Origin of the sequence: Piscibacillus salipiscarius JCM 13188 (assembly GCF_001311865.1) — a bacterium.
Taxonomy (GTDB): Bacteria; Bacillota; Bacilli; order Bacillales; family Alkalibacillaceae; genus Piscibacillus; species Piscibacillus salipiscarius.
On sequence record NZ_BBCD01000012.1, the window covers coordinates 1 to 20,577 of the forward strand.

21 protein-coding genes and 7 pseudogenes are annotated in these 20,577 nt (G+C 34.6%); 7 read left to right on the top strand and 21 right to left on the bottom strand.

Features of this window, described 5'->3' with window-relative positions:
- Window positions 1-104: 104 nt before the first annotated feature.
- The gene (locus JCM13188_RS09415; protein ID WP_054753698.1) at window positions 105-407 is read left to right on the top strand and encodes an LAGLIDADG family homing endonuclease; all 303 of its coding nucleotides are present in this window, start codon (window positions 105-107) and stop codon (window positions 405-407) included.
- A gap of 119 nt (window positions 408-526) precedes the next feature.
- On the opposite strand, the pseudogene JCM13188_RS09420 reads toward JCM13188_RS09415, so the two are convergent.
- Window positions 527-875 (bottom strand): annotated as a pseudogene (locus JCM13188_RS09420) (Lrp/AsnC family transcriptional regulator).
- A gap of 175 nt (window positions 876-1,050) precedes the next feature.
- On the opposite strand from JCM13188_RS09420, the pseudogene JCM13188_RS09425 reads away from it, so the two are divergent.
- Window positions 1,051-1,810 (top strand): annotated as a pseudogene (locus JCM13188_RS09425) (MBL fold metallo-hydrolase).
- A 324-nt stretch (window positions 1,811-2,134) separates the two neighbouring features.
- Here the strand turns inward: JCM13188_RS09425 and JCM13188_RS09430 are convergent.
- The 20 genes and pseudogenes from JCM13188_RS09430 to JCM13188_RS09510 all read right to left on the bottom strand — a co-directional run bounded on the left by JCM13188_RS09430 (window position 2,135) and on the right by JCM13188_RS09510 (window position 16,735).
- Complete coding sequence (locus JCM13188_RS09430; protein WP_054753700.1) at window positions 2,135-2,581, bottom strand: SpoVR family protein; 447 nt, start codon at window positions 2,579-2,581, stop codon at window positions 2,135-2,137.
- Window positions 2,582-2,601: 20 nt separating this feature from the next.
- The gene (locus JCM13188_RS09435) at window positions 2,602-2,835 is read right to left on the bottom strand and encodes a hypothetical protein (RefSeq protein ID WP_054753702.1); all 234 of its coding nucleotides are present in this window, start codon (window positions 2,833-2,835) and stop codon (window positions 2,602-2,604) included.
- A gap of 91 nt (window positions 2,836-2,926) precedes the next feature.
- Window positions 2,927-3,034: a YhcN/YlaJ family sporulation lipoprotein gene (locus JCM13188_RS18795; protein WP_279401649.1), complete on the bottom strand. Its 108-nt coding sequence runs from the start codon at window positions 3,032-3,034 to the stop codon at window positions 2,927-2,929.
- A gap of 16 nt (window positions 3,035-3,050) precedes the next feature.
- Entirely contained in the window at window positions 3,051-3,545 is a 495-nt protein-coding gene (locus JCM13188_RS09440) for a YhcN/YlaJ family sporulation lipoprotein (RefSeq protein WP_054753703.1), read from the bottom strand.
- A gap of 100 nt (window positions 3,546-3,645) precedes the next feature.
- Window positions 3,646-4,335, bottom strand: a complete 690-nt coding sequence (locus JCM13188_RS09445; RefSeq protein ID WP_054753704.1) for an ATP-binding cassette domain-containing protein — start codon at window positions 4,333-4,335, stop codon at window positions 3,646-3,648.
- Window positions 4,336-4,426: 91 nt separating this feature from the next.
- Window positions 4,427-5,362 (bottom strand): ABC transporter permease, encoded by a 936-nt coding sequence (locus JCM13188_RS09450; protein WP_054753706.1) that lies wholly within the window; start codon window positions 5,360-5,362, stop codon window positions 4,427-4,429.
- Complete coding sequence (locus JCM13188_RS09455) at window positions 5,359-5,775, bottom strand: hypothetical protein (RefSeq protein WP_054753709.1); 417 nt, start codon at window positions 5,773-5,775, stop codon at window positions 5,359-5,361. Before JCM13188_RS09455 ends, JCM13188_RS09450 begins: the two co-directional genes overlap by 4 nt.
- Before the next feature lie 120 nt (window positions 5,776-5,895).
- Window positions 5,896-6,465, bottom strand: coding sequence for an ABC transporter permease (locus JCM13188_RS09460; RefSeq protein WP_279401677.1), 570 nt, complete (start codon window positions 6,463-6,465; stop codon window positions 5,896-5,898).
- Window positions 6,466-6,554: 89 nt separating this feature from the next.
- Window positions 6,555-6,761 carry a hypothetical protein gene (locus tag JCM13188_RS09465; RefSeq protein WP_054753712.1) on the bottom strand — a complete coding sequence of 69 codons (207 nt, stop codon included), beginning with the start codon at window positions 6,759-6,761 and terminating at the stop codon, window positions 6,555-6,557.
- Between the two features lie 92 nt (window positions 6,762-6,853).
- Window positions 6,854-7,468 carry a hypothetical protein gene (locus tag JCM13188_RS09470; protein ID WP_054753713.1) on the bottom strand — a complete coding sequence of 205 codons (615 nt, stop codon included), beginning with the start codon at window positions 7,466-7,468 and terminating at the stop codon, window positions 6,854-6,856.
- 29 nt (window positions 7,469-7,497) lie between these two features.
- Window positions 7,498-7,953 carry a hypothetical protein gene (locus JCM13188_RS09475; RefSeq protein ID WP_054753715.1) on the bottom strand — a complete coding sequence of 152 codons (456 nt, stop codon included), beginning with the start codon at window positions 7,951-7,953 and terminating at the stop codon, window positions 7,498-7,500.
- A 393-nt stretch (window positions 7,954-8,346) separates the two neighbouring features.
- Window positions 8,347-8,652 carry a hypothetical protein gene (locus JCM13188_RS09480; protein ID WP_054753717.1) on the bottom strand — a complete coding sequence of 102 codons (306 nt, stop codon included), beginning with the start codon at window positions 8,650-8,652 and terminating at the stop codon, window positions 8,347-8,349.
- Between the two features lie 124 nt (window positions 8,653-8,776).
- Window positions 8,777-9,529: an anti-sigma factor domain-containing protein gene (locus tag JCM13188_RS09485; protein WP_054753720.1), complete on the bottom strand. Its 753-nt coding sequence runs from the start codon at window positions 9,527-9,529 to the stop codon at window positions 8,777-8,779.
- A 112-nt stretch (window positions 9,530-9,641) separates the two neighbouring features.
- Window positions 9,642-10,262 carry an RNA polymerase sigma-I factor gene (sigI, locus tag JCM13188_RS09490; RefSeq protein ID WP_369404928.1) on the bottom strand — a complete coding sequence of 207 codons (621 nt, stop codon included), beginning with the start codon at window positions 10,260-10,262 and terminating at the stop codon, window positions 9,642-9,644.
- Window positions 10,263-10,323: 61 nt separating this feature from the next.
- Window positions 10,324-10,745: pseudogene (locus tag JCM13188_RS20820) on the bottom strand (trypsin-like peptidase domain-containing protein).
- A 154-nt stretch (window positions 10,746-10,899) separates the two neighbouring features.
- Window positions 10,900-11,124: a hypothetical protein gene (locus JCM13188_RS20825; protein WP_369404929.1), complete on the bottom strand. Its 225-nt coding sequence runs from the start codon at window positions 11,122-11,124 to the stop codon at window positions 10,900-10,902.
- A 13-nt stretch (window positions 11,125-11,137) separates the two neighbouring features.
- Window positions 11,138-12,064, bottom strand: a complete 927-nt coding sequence (locus JCM13188_RS20830) for an ABC transporter ATP-binding protein (RefSeq protein WP_369404930.1) — start codon at window positions 12,062-12,064, stop codon at window positions 11,138-11,140.
- Window positions 12,034-13,158, bottom strand: coding sequence for an ABC transporter ATP-binding protein (locus JCM13188_RS20835; RefSeq protein ID WP_369404931.1), 1,125 nt, complete (start codon window positions 13,156-13,158; stop codon window positions 12,034-12,036). Before JCM13188_RS20835 ends, JCM13188_RS20830 begins: the two co-directional genes overlap by 31 nt.
- Before the next feature lies 1 nt (window position 13,159).
- A pseudogene (locus JCM13188_RS09505) lies at window positions 13,160-14,901 on the bottom strand (ABC transporter ATP-binding protein).
- Between the two features lie 790 nt (window positions 14,902-15,691).
- On the bottom strand, window positions 15,692-16,735 hold the full coding sequence (locus tag JCM13188_RS09510; RefSeq protein WP_279401650.1) for a TIGR00341 family protein: 1,044 nt from the start codon (window positions 16,733-16,735) through the stop codon (window positions 15,692-15,694).
- A gap of 82 nt (window positions 16,736-16,817) precedes the next feature.
- Between JCM13188_RS09510 and JCM13188_RS18800 the strand changes: the two are divergent.
- The 5 genes and pseudogenes from JCM13188_RS18800 to JCM13188_RS09530 all read left to right on the top strand — a co-directional run bounded on the left by JCM13188_RS18800 (window position 16,818) and on the right by JCM13188_RS09530 (window position 20,577).
- Window positions 16,818-17,569, top strand: a pseudogene (locus JCM13188_RS18800) (spore germination protein).
- A gap of 4 nt (window positions 17,570-17,573) precedes the next feature.
- Entirely contained in the window at window positions 17,574-18,362 is a 789-nt protein-coding gene (locus JCM13188_RS18805; RefSeq protein WP_279401651.1) for a spore germination protein, read from the top strand.
- 46 nt (window positions 18,363-18,408) lie between these two features.
- Window positions 18,409-19,151, top strand: a pseudogene (locus tag JCM13188_RS09520) (GerAB/ArcD/ProY family transporter).
- On the top strand, window positions 19,138-19,452 hold the full coding sequence (locus JCM13188_RS09525) for a GerAB/ArcD/ProY family transporter (protein ID WP_054753723.1): 315 nt from the start codon (window positions 19,138-19,140) through the stop codon (window positions 19,450-19,452). Before JCM13188_RS09520 ends, JCM13188_RS09525 begins: the two are co-directional and overlap by 14 nt.
- Window positions 19,436-20,577 (top strand): annotated as a pseudogene (locus tag JCM13188_RS09530) (Ger(x)C family spore germination protein). Before JCM13188_RS09525 ends, JCM13188_RS09530 begins: the two are co-directional and overlap by 17 nt.

The window sequence follows — 20,577 nt, forward strand, 5'->3', positions numbered from 1 at the left end:
TTTGTCCCTTAAAATTTATTAAAAAAGTATCACCGAACACTTGTTCTGTTGATAGAAATTGTGTATACTTCTATTAGAACGTAAAAAAAAGGGAGACGATTTTAATGTTAAAATCTTGGGAAGCTGCATATATCGCAGGCATGATTGATAGTGAAGGGACCATCTCATTAAAGAATACTAAGGCTGACAATGGAAGTGCTCCTGTCATTACCATTTCTTCTCTCGACTTAAACATGCTCGTATTTATTCAATCGATACTACCTGGTAGTTTATACAGCAACAAACAGACAATAAACGGTAAAGAGATTTATAGATATACAATAGAAATAAAACAAAGAGAAAATGTCTACCATGCATTACAACAAATTCAACCATTTTTAAGAGTAACATATAAAAACAACAAATAACTCAAGTCTTGAAAACTTAGATCAAGCAGATTATTTCAACCTAGCCGTAAGCCTAATCACTTATATGTATTAGAACAGGCTTAATAAAATACGAACCTAGTTAGGTACTAGGTTCGTAATTAATTAATCACTAGTTGCAATTTGTAATTAGCAAATTCATTCAAAGCCACTAAAAACTGATCCAACTCATCATAAGAATTGAACTTACTCTCTAATAAATAACAGCCATCACCGCTAATTTTGTAATGACTAATAATATGCTCTTCTCTTGCTTTTATAAAAAGTCAAATATGGCTTGTGATTTAGGTCTTGAGTTATTACCGTAATAAAAGCATGAATGTCATATCCCAGCTTTACATCATCTGTTTCTATCGTATAACTTTTAACTACACCTTGCTCCTCAAGTTTAGTCACTCTTTCAGAGGTAGCCTGACCAGTTAAATGAACCCTTTCCCCTAGTTCTTTCATTGTGATACGACTGTTCTTCCTTAACTCATTTATAATTTTTAAGTCAGTTCGATCCAACTTTAATCAAACCTTTCATTATTCAAGTAAAGCCGTCTATATCCTTGATTCTATCTATGTAAGTTAAAGCTTCTCATAGTATAAACTATACATATACAAATGAAAAGGAGTTGAGATTATGAACATCCAACAAATAAGAAATGCCACCTTAGTAATAAAATATGCAGATAAGCAGTTTTTTAATTGATCCGTTTTTAGCTAAAAAGGGACATATCCTCCGTTTCCAAATTCAAAAAGACAAGACCAAAAAACCCTTTAGTTGATCTTCCTATTTCAGTTGAAGAAGTAGTAGCGGATATAGATGCTGTCATAGTAACTCATCTTCACTTAGATCACTGGGATGATGAAGCAAAGAAAATATTACCCAAAACATTAAAATTTATACTCAAAATGAAGATGATCAAGCCGAAATTCAAAAAGCTGGTTTTAGTAACGTAGAAGTACTTACTAATAACACAAAGTTTCAAGGTGTCGACTTAATCAAAACAAAAGGCGAACATGGTAGAGGAGAAATTTTAAAAATTGCAGGGGAAGTTTGTGGTGTTGTATTTAAACACCCGTCGGAGAAAACATTATATATAGCAGGGGACACAGTTTGGTACGAAGGAGTTCAAAAGGAACTTAGAACTCATTTACCTGAAATTATTATTGTCAATGCTGGAGACAATCAGTTCTTAGAAGGTGGCTCACTAGTGATGAGCAAAGACGATGTTTACAAAGTTCATCATGCTGCTCCAAATGCAACCATTATAGCTAGCCATATGGAAGCAGTTAACCATTGGACTTTATCAAGAGATGAATTAAAAAACTTTGTTGAGGAACAAGGGTTTGCTTCAAAGGTTCTAGTGCCTGAAGATGGAGAATCGTATTCCTTTTAATACTCTTACATGTAACTCGAACTATGATGCATTAGTTCGGGTTACACCTAAGAGGTTTTATATAGACTCTACGACAGAGTAGCTTTTCTAAACCCAACTTTAAATTCATTAACGTCTGAACATCAGTATAATATTTGCTTATATAATTTAACGTCAGCTTGTTAGTATTATTCGTCACATCAAGATTAACATATATACCTGAAAATGAATCGCTTAGTTGCTTGCGTAATAAATGTTTTACATTATAAAAATCTCTTATTACTTCTCCCTTAAAAACAACAGAAACATTCTCTTTTTCATGAACAGTTTCATTATAATAATGATCTAAAATTGTACATCCGTGTATTCTTCTAACACTTTTGAAACATCTTGTTTTAAAACTTCTTCCCACATAGATCTGCCTAAAGAATAATAATTTAATCCTTGTTCTGGTTTATAATGTAGCCTCGCATCAATTTGTGCGATCTCAAGTTTTTCGGAAACTGATAAATTCAATAAATTTATGTATTCTGTTTGACGTAAAACGGCATATCCTTCATTCAGTAATGTAGTTTTTTTAATTGAGTTAAAGTAAAAGGCCTCATCATAAATCATTCGTAATAATTTTGTTTGCCAGTCACATAAATTTTGGTCTTGCATTAAAAAATAATTGATTGGGGCAACAAAGTTGGAATTTAGATCACTACATGTAGTTGCAAGCTGCCTAAATACATTTATAAATAAGCCAAAGCCTTCATGCTCCATATAAGGTATTAAATTTTCCTGTGTCATTTTAGGAATTCTTAATGCTTTTAGCCATGTATTATTTTATTGAATTCCACATGTCCTAAACAGTGCGTTAAACAATATATATTTTCTAATTTATTATTTCGTTGATTTAAATAAATCGTAGGGATTTGGTCAATTTCAAAAACCTCAAGGACTCGGTTATGAGTTGCATTAGTAGAGATGTACCGTCTGCGATATCCAGCTTCATGAATGTATAATATTTCTTCATTAGAAACTGTTTGAATATCATAGTTCATGGTAACCACCTCACTTTAATAAATGTGTATGCAAATGAGGAAACAAAAAAACACCCAGGTAAGCAATTAACTTACCTGAGTGTTATAAACCTTATCTTTCCAAGTTAGGGAACATTCGATCAATCATAGAGTTAAATTCTTCAAAGAAACCTTCAACTGGATCACCATTACGTACATCATCGACGTAATTATTAACCATGTCAAAGAATTTAGGGTTAGCAGAAACATAAAACGTTCTCAATATCGTTATTAGATTCTTTTACCTTATTCGCAACTTCTTCTTTAATTCTGTCGCTAACCTCGTTTTCAGTGTTGTTACCTTTTAGAGTAACTGCAACATATGCATTATTGTCACCTGCTAATACATATGCATCATCAATGTCATCAATACTTTTTGTGATATTGTCAGCCGCTTTATTAGCCACTTCATAGTTGTTTTGTCCATTTTGGTTATTTGGACTTTGATCTCGGTCTTCCTCTAAGTCAATCATGTCTAAACGATTTGTGCGTTCTTGCATATTATCATTATTGTTATTGCGATACAACTCGCGGTATTGTTGCTGATTACCTTCTCCGTCATCATTTACATCAATCATATCGACATTGTCGCCGTTATTGTCCATTCCATCATTTAAACCTTCATCTAGACCTTGACAAGCACCTAAAATAGTAAGCATACCTGCTAAAGTCATCCATAATAAAATACGCACTACTGACGCCTCCTTTCTTCATGTATTTAACCTTAGTATGAAAAAAGGAAGCGCCAAATATGCTTTATTAATAATGGAAAAATTAACTAATGTAAGTAGCCTAATTTACATGTGTTAAATTCACATCAAACATTTTTTGAAGTGCTTGAGATTGACGGGTCAAATTAATATATGGAACAGATTCCCACTCCACTTGATCTATCATATTACCTTTGTCCATAATCCACATTTGGGGCTTTAAATGTTGAATCACATACCAATCATGGGTAATAAATATTATAGTGATTCCATTTTCATTTAACCTTTTAAGCCAAGACAACATATCATGTTTAGCAGCAAGGTCAACTCCGACAAATGCTTCATCTAATAGTAGTAGCTCAGGTTGATGAATCATACCTACTGCCAAATTAACCTTTCGCTGCATACCTCCACTTAACTGATTAATTTTTTTATTGAGAATAGAGCTTAACCCCAATGAAAGTATCATTTCATCTATAAACTCGCTTGATTTGGGTTTTGTTAACTTTTCATAATATTTAAGCTGATCGCGAACTGTTAACCCTTTAAATAAAGCAATTTGTTGAGGAACATAACCAATCGGGTTTTTATCTGTAAAGTTTACCACCCTTTTACCTTTAGAAGATTTTAATAACCCTGCCATAATTTTAATTAAGGTGGATTTACCAGCACCATTCGGCCCAAAAAGAGAAATACAATCACCTTTATTAATTTGGCCATTTATTTCGGAAACAAGTGCTTGACGCCTTTTTTTTATAAGTGATGTTTTCAAGTTTTAACATGTAAACGCTCCTCTTATAATAAAATCCATGAAGGAAGAAAAATGGCTAACCATTCTTGTCTAGTTAAAAATTCAAATTGAATTAAGAAAAAACGATTGACGAAACCACTCCATAAGTAAAAGAAATCATCCAAAGGGTTTCTTTTGTTTTAATGAAGGTTGAGAGCAAGAAATAAATCACAATCGATAGTAAGACTAAAGACAAATCAGTTACAATGGCTAACTCTTGATACGTCTCTAGCCAAATATACTGTGTGATTGTTGATGTCACCAACGTTATAAAGAATAACAATAAGGCAACAAACAATAACCAATTATGATGCAAACTTTTTGAACGGCCTAAAGTCCTTAACCGTTCAAAAATTAGCTGTTCTCTCCAATTTAACAACATTTGAGTAAGACGTGCGATCATGCCCCAGATGATTAACCAATATAACCACCTCATAAAGACCCATTTATCGCTTGATACATTTTGCGTTTGTGCTTGCTCGTCAATCGTTTGGAACTGAATTTGAAAAATAGGGTCTGTTTCTAAATACTGTAAGCCAAATTTATAAACCTTATTCCAATTAGCATTTTCTTGATAATTCTTAACAATGTTAGCCGCTTCTGCTCGAACCGCTCGTTTAACAATTGATGAGGCTAATTGCTCTTTAAATAAACCATCAAACAAACTGCGTTCATGGCGGTACCAAGTTATTTCATTTTGCAACTTACCTGAAGAGATTTTTTCTTTTAAATTTTGAGGTAATACGAAAACAGCTTCAACCTCACCTCGCATTAAATGATCCTTTGGGATTTGCTTTGCCTTAGTGACAATAAATGAATCATTAATGGACATATCTTCTAATAAGTTGCCGGTTATTTCTTGATTAAACGGATCCACTAATACAACAGGAATTTTTAATTCCTCTGCTGATTTGTCTGACAAAACAATGCTAATGACACTAAACAAAATAGGTAAGATTAGAATAGAGATAATGGTCCACTTATATTGAGTAAAAACCTTTATCATCATCTCAATATCACTCCAATCTTTCGAAAGATAAGGAGTAACAACTGAGGTATAATCATAATTAAAGTAAATACAATGACATGATTTGTGGCAATCGTTTGCCGTAACCAGGCGGTCGTTAATCCATCATAAATAAATGTTAATTGACTTAGACTTTGAGGTATGTAAGCTGGTGGTATTAATAATCCACCAATTAAAAGAAACGCTAAACTTAAGATGGTGAACAGGGTTACACTTAACCAAAAATAAGGAATAAATAATTGAACCATAATCAAAATGACTGTTAAAGTAAGTGCGATCATAACCCAGTATAAAATTAACTGTAGTTCAGCTTGCAAACCTTGAAAAAGAACATAATATAATAAATAAATGAGTCCTAATGTGTAGACAACAAGAAGAGTAATATGAAAAACCATTTAGCGAGAAGTTGAGTCACCCTCGTTACCCCAACTAATTTAAGTCGTTCATGAATTAATGATTGTTGCTTAGGCTGAAAAAGGACAACCTGTAGCCAATATGTAAAAAGAATAAGCAAGCTACAGATGATGACAAAATTTGTTCAGTCCAGCTAAGTGTTTCATCTGAAGCAGATTTCTCATCAAAAAAGAGTTACGTCCTAATGAAAATGTCGTGAAATGAATGATCGACTGCTGCAAAAATTGTTGTCGTTCCTTTGCATCTTCCATATTTTGAACATAAAAGTGATTGACTGTATTCACACCCGTTTGTGCAGCAGAGATATAATCTTGTCCACTTTCAAGAAGTAAATAAGCTAAGTTAGATGCAAGCGGCAATTTTTCATTTAAATAAACATGTATGGACTCATTAACTCCACTTCGTAGTTGTTTGGTAAACCCTTTTGGTATTTGAACTATAGCTGCATATGACTCTGGATGCTCTAAATAAAAGGATAAATCTTTTTGGCCTTCACTCAGTATGACGTCTCCTTCAATGGTTTCATCATCTTGTAGTTGTTTAATTAATGATTTAGTTTCAAAAGTCTGGTCATCATCTAATACCAAGATTTCTACTGTTTCCAATTCTTCGGTTGAAACACTATATATAAAAGCAGCTGTTAAACCGAGAACGATTATAGGAAATATGATGGTAAATAAAAAAGGACTGGCCGTTTAAATACACGCTTCCACTCATACTTCCAAAGATGAAAAATCACAGCCAAGCCCCCTTTCAGTTATTAAAATGGATTGAATTGATTTATAATTTGATTGATATAGCTTTTAGCTTTTCTTTCAAACATATCATACCATTCTTGGTACTCTGGTACGGTCATTTGGTCAACGAATCTAATGTCTTGCGGATCCATTGAGTTTATTGTGATTTGTTCAGTAAACTCAATCTCTCTTGACAGTTCGAAGGTAGCTCTTACATTATTAAAGAACAATTGTCCATTGTACGAACGAACTCCTTCATCATTATTTATATTCGTTTTTACATCAACATTTCCTTCTATCCTTTGAAAAATGAACGGTATGTCTAGATCAAAATTGATCTTTTTTCTTGATCACTATAGCGAGTTTCCCATTGGGCGTCCACGTTTTTCTGACCGTCAATCACAAACATTCTACTTACTTTGTAGTTTTCAGATTTTGGCTGACCAATTGCTTGATAGTGTACATTTAGTGGGTTTTCCTCGTGATCAACCTCTAAGTCCATTTCAACTTGAAATTCATCACCTTTAATTCTGGTTTCAAAATCTAAATTAAAATCTGTTTGTTGACCTTTATAGTTATAGTAACCTTCAACTTCCCTATACTTAACAGTCTCTTCCGTATAGTAAGCCTCATATGTAAAACCTTCTGGGAACCTCAAATCATTAAGATACTGAATTAACTTTTGACTATAGCTATTGTTATACTTCTTTAATTCCCCAATTAATAATTGGATTAAGTCTTGTGTTTGAGATGGTGAAACATTCATCGTAACTTTCTGATAAATTCCATCTTTATATGACACATTCGATTTCTTGGTGACATCTGTATCTTGAAGTAACCTGATTATTTTTGCATAATCTAATAAATTCAAATCAAATGATTGATTCACTTGTCTTGGTAATTCACTCATGACATCACGGTCATGCTGTGTGGCCATCCACTCACCAAAACGATCATTTTTGATTCCTATTGGCCTAGAATCAATGGTAACTTAACCGCAGAATATAAGGCGTTTTGGTACACATCAGCTTTTAATAAATTAGTCCTTTGAAGCTGCAGTTTAACTTCGCCTGACATTTCATTGTTTTTCGGGTCATGCTTAGAATCAATCACAACTCTGGAATTTGCTAGTAATCCTCTTAAGAGCATAGAAGTCTGACTAAACTCATTTATTTTCATATTACCTGATAAGATCCAGGATTGATTGCTTGTTTCCTTGGACAACCGCTTAGATAAATCACGCTCATCCTCTGTATATTCAGCAGTCTGGCTTAAAATGGTTTCAATCGTCTTTTTCTCAATTTCTGCATAATTGAATATTGAATTTGTCATCACTCGATAAATAATAATACTAATGATGACAAAGAGCATAATGACAATGGTCATGAATGTTTTTTTATATTTTCTTAAAAACTCACCCATTTAATGACCCTCTTTTACAAAATATTAATATATTCTATGATACAGGTTGTCCTTTAAGAAGACCAATTTGATAATAAGATTAAAACATAAGAAAAGCGCGGGGTGCCCGTTTAACCACGCAGTGAGCCGACTAAACTGAGATAAAGGAAACACGATGAGCATCGCGAATCGATGTTGATTTATCGTAGGTTTAGACGGGAAGTCACCAGTGGTTGGGCATCTCGCGCTAGACAGTGCTTACAACATGATTTATTATATTTAAATTAAAATTTATACTATCTTATCTTTCCAAAAACCCCTTTTAAAGTAGAATCATTAGCATCCTACTCTAAAAGGGGGCATATTAATGAGGGTTACCCTGACCGTTACCTGGGTGATCTTTAGCTTTCTTATCTAAACCAGGCGGATTAGAAAATCTATCATCTTGATGTTTTTTTCCTTTACTGCCTTGATTAGACTTGTCTCGATCCTTACCGGGAGGAGTCCAGTCACCCTCTTCATTCTTTTTTCCTGGAGGGGTCCCTTCGTCATCTTGTTCCTTTTTACCTGGAGGAGTCCAGTCATTCTCTTGTTTTTTCTGTCCAGGTGGTGTCCAATCATCGTCTTTTTTCTTCTTACCTGGAGGGGTCCATTCATCTTCCTTATCTTCTTGTTGTTTACCTTTATTATCTTTATTCTTTTGTGAAGGGTGATCGGCATCTTTTGGATTTTCTTTCTCTTTTGTTGTGTTTCCTCAGTAACTTCTGATTCCTCTTCATTTTGTTTAGCTTCTTTTGCTTTTTCTAGTTTTTTCTTAAGCCCTGGTGGTAACTGTTTTGATTGTTCAACAAATTTTTTCTATAACCTTCATGTTCTGTTCTTCAATTTTATTGTTAGAGGACTGTTTAGCGCTATCTTTTTCTATTTCTTTTAATTGTTCTTTCTTCTCAATTAACTCCGTTGCATAGACAAAATTCATTGAAACTTTCTGTTCATGGGCCTTTTCAAGCAATTCTTTTGGAACTTCAAACGCTGCAACTTCTATAGGTTTACTTGAAGTTTTCATTTCTTGAGATACACTTTGAAGAAGATCTTGATTGACATGTTCATTGACGTAACTAATACCTAATAGTACTTGATGACCTTCTTGAATAAACCCTAATTCATCACTTAAAGATAATATGTTCAATGAAACCTCTTTAACAGGTTCACCTTTCCAATCATCCAATTGCTTAATAATTGTATTTCCATCTTGATTTAATCCATGTAGATCTATGACTTCATAATCTTCATTTAGAGATAACTCAACGCTTGGGTTAATATCAATATTCATATATGCATGAACATCTTCTTCACCTAACCATGAATAAAATGGGAGAATAAATAAGAATGCGATAATTGCTGCAAATACTGGCTTGGCGTGAGCTAATGAATGAAACCACTGTGTTATCATTGGAAATATATTCTGTTCAACCGGCTCAAATGTGGTCTCTTCCCCAATTTCTCCGTTAATTTTTTTAGACTTATAGAATGACCCCTCTGAAGTCATCAATAAAGTTTTATTTCTTTTCTGTTCAACAATTAGTCCTTTTTTCACCCTTACACCCCCTTTATATAATCTTTTAAAAATGTAAAATCTTCATTTAATAAAATGAAAATAGCTAAAATATACTTTCGGTTTCGTTCAATCGTTTTCTTACTAACATCTACTAACGGTAATATTTTTTAATGGGTAACCTTTTTTTCCTTAAAATATATTCTCTTATGTCTTCATCCTCATAAATAATCTTTGCGATTTCTTGAGAGGTTTCCTTGGCATCTTGGTGCTTAGGTGAAACACTGGCTAATTCTGAGAATGATAATTTATATTCTTTAAGTTTAAGGTTGTATTCCTTGATCTCAATTTGCCGAAACCAGGCTAACTCTTCTTCTTGAAATGCCTTCTTTGAAGCGATGGCTATATGTTTATCCTGCTGATTTCCTTCTTCATCTTCATTATTTTGGTCCAAAGAGATCATTGCAAGGTCCTTTTGTTCGACACGTATGTAATCAATTACTTTTCTTGTAATCACCAATTTGGCAAACGATAAGAAGGAACTGCCTTTCTCATGGGAAAAAGCATCGATCGCTTCATTAAATGCCATTAATCCAATGCTAAATTCATCATCTTGATTGGGATTGACATATCTTTTACAAACTTTTGAGACGCATGTTGCCACAAATGGTTGATAGTCCGTTAACAGATGATGACGGGTCTCCTCATCCCCTGATTGTACGGCCAAAACGTGTTCCTCGAGGGATACGTCTTCTTTATTTTGACGCTTTAACACCCCTCATCACCCCCAACGTAATATAATATTCGAGATTTGACAGTACTTTATGGGTGTTACTTTATTCTTTATATTGATGAAAAGCATCTATCGGAATGGCAAGTCCAACTTTTCCATGTTCGTCACTTTGACGCGTTGCATAAATGACCCCTATCACTTTTCCGGATTGATTGATCACAGGACTTCCGCTATTCCCTCTATAAACGGGTGCTTTAAGCATCATCACTTCTGTTTCTAAGGAAGCATCTGACCAGCCAATAATTTCACCTTCATTAGCAATTCCGCTGAAACTAAGTGGATTGCCAATAAAGTAAATGTGCTCATTTTGATCAAAACTAGCTTGATTTGCTAAATCTAGCTTAGGGAATTTTCCCCCTCTATTTTAAGTACGGCTAAATCAATCTCTGGATACCTCTCTTCTACGGTTGCAGAGTAAGGACCGTCATCAGGTAAATAAACTAATATTTGTCCAGTTTTATCCACTACGTGGTGGTTCGTTAATATGTGACCATCTTCAGTATAAACAAAACCCGTTCCTTTACTGTCACCAATATTGATTAATGCAATAGATTTTTATACTCTTTTACATCATCATTCACTAGAAGCTGCGCAGACGTTTTTACAAAATCGATGGCTGCTAGCGAGAAGAAATTCGGTATATATGCAATGATATTAATGAGCATAAAAACAGCAATAAGCCAAAATACCCATTTGGGAAATGGGCGTTTTGGCTTTTGTTTTTCCGTTTGTTCCTTATCACGGATTTTTGTTTGTTTTCTTGGATAATTTCATACATTTCTTCTTCATCTATATCTTCAACAAGATCTTGATCAATGATATCACGGTGCTTATCGTCTGACATGCCAATCACCTACTTAAGAGACATTCATTCGTTTACGTCCTAACTGCATCTCATACATATTAAAATATTCCCCGCGTTCTTTCAAGAGACTTTCGTGAGTGCCTCTTTCTATCATTTTACCATGTTTTAAGACAAAAATTTGATCAGCTTGCTGAATCGTAGATAATCGATGAGCAATGACCAATGTAGTACGACCTTCTTTAAGCACTTTTAAAGCTTCCTGAATCAATCCCTCTGTTTCAGTATCAATATTAGCTGTTGCTTCATCTAAAATTAAAATTGCTGGATTAAAAGCAAGTGCTCTTGCAAATGACAATAATTGTCTCTGTCCTGTTGAGAATTCATTTCCCTTTTCTTTGACAGGTTCATCGTATTGGTTTGGAAGTTTTTCAATAAACTGATCCGCTCCAACTGCTTTGAGTGCGCTAATTGCCTGTTCTCTTGTAATTGAAGGGTCGTTCATCGTGATATTAGATATAATAGTTCCTGTAAAAATAAACGGATCTTGTAGCACAATTCCAATATGACTTCTCACTTGCTGTTTGGAAAAATCGATTGTATCTTTTCCATCAATTAAAATTTTACCTTTAATGGGATCATAAAACCTAAATAAAAGATTCATAATAGTACTTTTTCCAGAACCGGTATGACCGACAAAAGCTGCTGTCTGACCAGGTTTAATTTCAAAATTAATGTCGTTTAGCACGTAATCATCTTTTTCATAAGCAAATGATACGTGATCAAATGTCACTCGTCCTTCGTATCGTTTAATCGAATCATGATTTACTTCTTCACCAGGTTCATCCATTAATTCAAATACACGGCTTCCGGAAACTCTAGCTTGCTCTAGTTGAGCTAACTGACTAACAATTTGATCGACTGGTTCAAATAATCGTGTCAACAAATCGACTAAAGCATATAATAGTCCCGCTGATACCAATGTCGTACCGTTAAGAGCGGCTCCTCCAAAGTATAAGATAAAACTACTAATGCTACATTTCGAAAGACATCCACTAGGTTAAATGATGTCCAAGCTGTAAATGTATTCATTTTTGTTTGGAATAACCTTTGTTTTTCATTTAACTCTTCAAACTCATTCATCATTCGATCTGTCTGTTGGTAGGATTGAATGACAGACATCCCTTGAATTGATTCGTTTATATTAGCATTAATTTGACTGTTCGTTTCTCGAATGACTTTGTTGTAACGTCCACCGACTGTTTTATAAGCTTTCATCCAAATAAACATGATTGGTAATAGGACTAAACAAATTCCTGCAAGCTTTGGATCTAAAATGAATAAGGCAACAAATATACCAAGAATGTAAATCGCACCAGATGCGAAAACCTCAAGCACCTTAACATAGAGCTCTCTAATAGCTTCCGTATCATTCGTCACCCTTGCTACAATTTTACCTGCCGGCTGATCGACGAAATACTTAATAGGCAAGCTTTGAATATGCTCAAATACATCGCGGCGCATTTTTTGAATAATCCGGTTCGATGCAAATTGAAGTAGGTACGTTTTAAAATAAAGGAAGTATGATGCAATTAATATTAGCCCAATATATAGAGCCAACAGCCACATAATTGAACTTATCTCACCTTTAAAAAACGTGTACACTTCTGGTGTAGAAAGTTCTCGACCAGTAGTTACATACGTTTCATCTTCAAATGATAGTGTAAATTCGTTAGAACCTGTATGATCAAGTGAAGCGTTAAGAGGTACTTTTTCATTAAACAGATAAAAGCTTAGTCCGTCTTGAAATAGTGTAACCTGTTCATCTGATTCGCTCTGAGTTCGGTCAATTCTTTCATATACATTTCCTTCAAATTTAATTCCACTTTCAGTTTCATTTACGACGTAGTGATTAGCAACGCCTACAATATGCTGGTCTATGAGGTGTTTAGCTATAAATGGACCAGACAGTTCTAATGCAACTGAGATCATTAAGCATACAAGACCGATAATGATACTCTTTTTAAAAAACAATGCATATTGAAAAAGTCGCTTTTCTGTTGATAGTTGATTCATGTTAGTTCCCCCCTTCCATTCTCTGGATGACAAATTGTGTGTAATACCATCCTTGTCGTTTCATTAATTCATCATGTGTACCGTGCTCAACTATTTCTCCGTTTTCTAACACGATAATTTGATCAGCATGCTGCACGGCAGATAATCTATGAGCAGAAATAAAAGTCGTTTTATTTGAGCGAACCTTTTTCAAGTGTTCTATAATTTTGGTTTCAGTTTTCCCATCAACTGCTGATAAGGAATCATCCAAAATTAAGATCTCTGGATGTTTAATTAAGGCGCGAGCTAATGACACACGCTGCTTCTGACCACCTGATAAGGTCACACCGCTTTCTCCGACTAATGTACCTAGTCCTTCAGGTAAGTTATCAATATCTTCACGGAGTGATGCCGTCTCTAAAATGTCATAGATTAGTTCATCCGAAGCGTTATGGTTTCCAAATAAAATATTTTCTCTAACTGTTTTCGAAAATAAAATATGATCTTGCGGAACATGACTAATCCATTCCCTTGTTTGGTCTAAACTTAGATCTTGTATTCTGACACCATTAATCTTTAGTTCACCGTGTTCAGCAATAGGATATTCTCTAAGTAATTGTCTAAACAGTGTTGTCTTTCCAGAACCTGTTATGCCTACGACGCCAACTGTTTCACCACGATTGATATTTAAATTAATATTTTTCAGATCAACCTGATTCGAATTTGGGTATCTAAATGATAAATTTTGAAATTGGATCGTTTCTGGTTTTTTAAGCAATTGGGGTTCATCAGGATCAGACACATCTGGCTTATGTGACAAAATTTGATCTATCCGATCTAACGATGCATTACCACGCTGCATAACGTTAATTAATTCACCAACCGCAAACATTGGCCAGATTAACATACCTAAATACACATTAAACGAGACTAATTTTCCAATGGTAATATCGCCTGTTATAACTAGATACGACCCATAACCTAATCCGATTGTGTAAGCTAACCCAACTAGAACCTTAATTGTAGGTTCAAATAATGCATCTAGTTTAGCTACTTCAATATTTTTTTTGAAACACTTCTTCTGTTTTTTGATTAAACGTTTTTCATCCTGCTTCTCTTGAACAAAAGCACGAATCACTCTAACGCCTTGAATGGATTCTAACGTATCGTTATTAAGCTCACTAAAAGATGCCTGTGCTTTCATAAACCGTTCGTGAATGGCCTTCCCATACTTTTGCATAATAAAGGCCATAATCGGCAGCGGTATTAAAGCAGCTAGCGTTAACTTTATATCAATCGTAAAAAACATAATAGCGATGATAAAAGCCATAAATACAGTTGAATCAACTAAAGTTAAGATTCCAAAACCAGCCGTCATCATAATGGCTTTGAGGTCATTTGTCGCCCTGGCCATTAGGTCGCCTGTACGATACTTACCAAAGAATGAAGGAGTCATCTTCATAAAGTGGCCCATAAGTAACGTTCTCATCTTTTTTCTAATAAAATCGCTCTACCAAATAGTGTGTAATCCCAAAAGAATGAAATTAAATAGCTCGTTATAATCAACGCAATGAAAAATGCGACTAATTGTGTAAAACGTTCACTTGTTAACTGATTTCTTTGAATGGAATCGATCACCTCACCTAAGATGGTCGGTGGGATGACGACTAATACGTTTACGACGATTAAGGCTGAAATCGCTAATGTATACCGAACCCATTGTTCTTTGAAATACCAAGATAATTTTTTAAATACGCTAATCACTGTTATTCCCCCTTTTTCTCTTTAGTTGAGATTGGCTAACCGTCATCGAGCCTATGCGGTTTACTGAATAAATAAAATTCAATGTTAATACGTTTTCGAGTTCCATTTTTGTGAAACTCAAATGAAATTTTGAACATGTTTTCAACTCCCTAATAAAAAATTTTATTATTGGTCATGTTAATGTTTAATGTTAATTTTCAAGATGTTTAAAAGTGAATTGCTAAAATAAGATGAGCGTAGGTGGCGACTCCTGTGGGAAAAGCACGAGCTGAAGATCCACTTAGTTTGCACCTGCGTCTTCTAGTTTGGCTTCGTAGTAGGCTTCCTCGTTGCAAGACTGCAAAGAAGTATTCTCATTGAAGTTGTCTTGCTGAAGCCGTGCCCACGGAAAGCGTCCACCGAAAGCGAATCACAATATCAACACTTAGACCTAACATAACCATATAAATAAAGCACACTTGACCGTGGCCAAATGTGCTTATAACACTAAAAAAACGCCGCGATCTAGATTAATCGCGACGTTACCTACCTGATTTAATATTAAAAATAAAGACGACAATACACGCCTATTTAGAGCTACTACAGGTATCTATAGGTTTGGTCACGATTATATTATATTTAGCTGTTAAAGTTCCAACTGGATGAATCATCATTTGTACGTTAGTCATTTTCGTGACCTCCTTTACCTGTTTTTTCTAATTACTTTATAGATTATATACGGAACATTTCAAAAAAGCAACACAATTTTGAAAAATATTTAATTTTGAGTAAAATGACTTAATATAGCTTCTTAAAAGCCTACCAAAATAATGCTTAAAATGATTAAAGCTATTAACGAAATAATAACAACCGAAAACATTCTTGAAACGCTAATCGTGGATTCATCTTTCCATTTAACGGGTTGTACTCCGCTTACGAAAAATATAATAACAGCACTTAATACGATACACGTAATGTTAGTCATAACTAACAAAAAAGCTCCGTACGTATCATTCCACAACCCTTGCCCAATTGACATTCCTAACGTAATGACTGGTGGTAGTAACGCAACGGCTACCATAACCCCAACTAGGTTGCTCGACAAACGATTTAATATTGACATGGCACCTGCCGCACCAGCAGCTAGAGCTAAAAAGAAGTCAGCTAAGGTAACAGACGTCCGGTTAACATATTGTGAGGATTCGATACCTTCTTCGAAAAAGTAAGCAAATGATGCAGAAATGGCTACAATGATCAAAACTCCACCAAATAACGTTATCAATGCTTTCCCCAAGTGTGATAAATTCCCTAAAACCGATGCAAAACCCATTGAAATAGCTGGCCCAATTAAAGGGGCAATTGCCATAGCTCCGATGACTACAGCAGTGTCATCCTTCATAAAACCAGCAGTTGCTACAATGGCAGAGAACACGACTAATAAAAAGTAATTTAACGTAAAAGAACTTTTATCCTCAATCGTATGTTTTAATTCTTGGCGGCTTGCTCTAAGAAAACGATTCTTCTCTTGTTCTTGCTCCTCTTCTTGTTTGTTCTCTTCTTTGTTATCATTCTCTTTTTGAATCGTCTTATGGGAAAAATAAGTATGAACCGGGAATAAAATCGTTTCAAAACCTTCTGATGACCTTGATACGGTTTCAAGATAATTTAAGACCTCTTCAACATAATCAGTTGATATAATCATCCTTATTAGAACTCGTTCCTGACTGATTTCTTCCTCTTTCCATGTACCTTCTCTTGAGTAACTACGAAGCTTCTCTACAACAAAATGATAGTTTTTCTTTGGAACATAAACCTCCACTAACTGTAATCCCACGTGATTCTCACCAACTGTCATTCTTTATTTTATGACTCCTCGTATTACATATTTTTAATTAACCATCACATACTATTCATAAATAATTCTGAGGAGTTTCATCATGAGACGGAGAAATAAACGAAAGACATCTACTAGTTATTTTCCTTGTGAGGTTGAAAAGTTAGAAAAAGATTTAAAAGAAGGCTTCTTTAAATCTCTACCTGACTTTACAACTAAAAAGTTTGAGCATGAAGGACAAAAAGTGTTTATAGCGTTTATTAATTACATGGTAGAAAAAGAACAAATCTATAGATATGTAATAGAAGTTATTCAACAGTCTAACGAACCTTGGGGAATTGAAAAGCTCAAGAACGAGATTCCGATTTCAGACGGTGAACTTAGAACGTCTCTAAAAGATGTTGGAGAAGACCTAATTAAAGGTTCATTCGTCATTTACATTGAAGGACTAGATCAAAGTATTACATATGCAGTACCGCAACTAAAAGAAAGAGACCCAGACCGCGCAGAAACAGAATCTCTTATTTTGGACCAAAGATTTCTTTTACTGAATCCATGCAAACTAACATGAACATTGTTCATTGGCGCCTTGACAATCCATCTTTAGTCTCCGAGAAATTTATTATCGGAAATGAAATCCCAACAGAGGTACGTTTAATCTATCTAAAGGATATTGCCGATGATGAGAATATTACTGAAATGCGAAGAAGACTTAATAAACTTAAAACAGATGATGTGTTAGAGAGTTCCGTTTTAACGCAGTATATCGAAGATAATTCTTACTCTATTTTTCCGCAGTTATATGTTACCGAATTACCAGACCGTTTTGTTATGAACTTAAAGAAGGTAAGATAGGTGTTTGGTCGATAAAAGTTCGAGCGCAGTCATTGCACCAACAAATTTCTTTAGTTTCTTTGAATCGACTGAGGACCTATATACCCGGTGGAATATGGGGTCTTTCATTCGAATTATGCGGTTAATCGCTATGTTCTTATCGATTACGTTAACTCCATTTTACGTAGCTGCATTAACATTTCATTATGAAATTATACCAACAGCGTTACTCGTATCACTTGGGCATTCGCGTTCCCGGGTACCCTTTCCACCACTGTTAGAAGCGCTAATTTTGGAATTCTTAATCGAGTTGATCCGTGAGGCCGGAGCACGTCTGCCGACAAAAGTCGGTCAGACGATGGGTATTGTTGGTGGTATTGTCATCGGGCAAGCTGTAGTACAAGCAGGTTTTACAAGTAATATTTTAATTATTATTGTTGCACTCAGTGCCCTTGCCTCATTTACAGTTCCTAGTTACTTAATGGGTTCCGCAATTCGAATCATGCGTTTCCCTTTGATTATTATGGCTGGTATGTGGGGATTCATAGGCATTTTCTATAGCTATTGCTTTATTTTAATTCATGTGATTAAACAGAAATCTTTAGGACGCCCTTACTTAGCGCCACTATATCCAATGAGACCTAGAGATTTTGACAATTCTGTAATCAGAATTCCTTTTCTTAAAAGTAATTATCGAGCATCATCAAATATGCCTAAAAATCAAAGCGTTTTCAGGAGCCACCAAAAGATAAACCTTCAGATATTGAAGACATTTAAAATGGAGCTAAAATATGAAGCGACTATCAATTCCTAAAGAAAACCAAATAAAAGCTTCTTACTTAATCATAGCAATTCATACTATGCAAGTGGGTGTTGGTATAGCTGGTTACCCACGGCTAGTGTTTATGGAAGCCAGACAAGATAGCTGGATAGCTTTAATATTAACTGGAATGATATTAAATATCGTCATAGCTTGTATGGTGTTTATATTAAACACTTATAAGACTGAAGATCTTCCGGGTGTATTAACACAAGCTTTTGGCAACTTATTTGGTAAATTATTTAGCCATATATTTGTAATCTATTTCTTACTCTTATTTTTAAGTGTCATTGTGAATTATATTGAGTTTGTTCAAGTATTTATTTTTCCAAAGATGTCTTCGTGGTTTATTGGTCTATTGTTATTAACATTAGTTTGGTATGCCGTTAGTGGCGGCATCAGAGTAGCAGTCGGAGCGAGTTTAGTTTTCTTTTTATCTGCCATATGGATGGTTGGGCTATTATCTAAACCCATTTCTATGGTCGACTCTAGAAACTACTTTCCTATTTTTACTACGGGATGGGACGGTCTGTTTAACGGAGTACTCATGTCATCATTTACCTTTTTAGGATTTGAATTACTATGGATGATTTATCCCTTTGTGTATGACAAGAAAAAGTCAATCGATATAGTCAGTTAGCCATTGTATTTACCGTGGCATTATATCTGCTAATAACTGTCGTCGCTATAGGTTTTTTCGCTCCCAGACAACTTGAAGAAAAGGTTTGGCCACTATTAACAATGTTTAAAGTGATTTCATTTCCAGCATTTGAACGTTTTTGACCTAATCGCTGTTGCATTGTGGATGATTGTCGTGTTACCGAACTTAATTTTGTTAGGTTGGATGGTCACATTCGCATGTAAACGTACGATGGGTTTTAAACAAAAACATTGCTTAGTTGCACTCGTTATATTTTCATTAGTCTTTGTAATGTTTTTTAACGATCGCCAGTTCGTTAATACATTTACCGATTATACTGGAAAAATTGGTTTGGTATTTGGGTTTGGTTTTCCGTTTTTACTCTTACCATTTGCTATAAGACGTCGGATGAAGGAGAAAAAGCAGAATGCAAAGAGGACGTAAATTAATCATAATTAGTTTAATATCATGTCTATTTCTAACGGGATGTTTAGAAACACACATTCTTGAAGAACTTGGAATAGTGACCATCTATGGTTTTGATCAAGCTGAAGGTGAAGATAAGCTAAAATCAACTACGGTCTTATTCCAATTTAACCCTGATGTAACAGATGCTTCGCAAATTATTCATAGTACTGGAAGTACATTCAGGGAACTCAGAAATAATGCGAATAAAAAATCTGGCTATAAAATCGTGTCTGGACAGCTAAGAACGATTCTGTTCGGACCCAAATTGTCTAGAGCAGGTATCTTTCCACACATTGATACGCTGCAACGGGATGCGTCAATTTCTGATATGGTGTTTATTGCTGTTTCTAATCAGCCAACAGAACAAGTTCTAACAGCTTCTAACTATGAGCAATCTCCAAATATAGGTACTTATATTCAAAGACTAATTGAAACCTCCGTCAGGGATGAGAGAATAACGAGTAGTACTTTACACGAATTTTCAAAAAAGTTCTTCACAGTTGGGTATGATCCATTAGTGCCAATTATTGCAAATCATGACAACAAAGCTCAGTTAACAGGTTTAGCTATATTTCAAGATGATCATTATGTCGATGAATTGTCTATTGAAGATGTTTTTTATGTTAGATTAATTTCTGATAAGTTCAAACAAGGACAAGTGGACCTCAAATTACCCATAGAACCGTTTAAAAACATGATGGAGGATTTTGAAGAACCAAACTCAGATCAGGTTATTGTAGTGCTTGACCAGCTAAATAATAAGACAAATGTAGAGATTACAAACCCTGGAGGATACGATTTTAAAGTCGATGTTGATATTCAAGGGAGAATCGTAGAATTAACTGAACGAATTGATTTACAGAATAAAGAAGCGATAAAAAATTAGAAGAGCACATGAGCGAAGAAATCAAAACAAATATTGAAAGAATAATTGAGAAATCGAAAGAAGTAAATTCTGACTTTTTTGGTTTTGGAAAGGAGTATGTGTCTAGGAATGGCAACAACCAAATGACCAAAGAAGAGTGGAGAGACATATATCCTAATATTAATGTTACAGTTAATGTCACTACAAAAATTAGAAGTTATGGAATCGTTGAATAA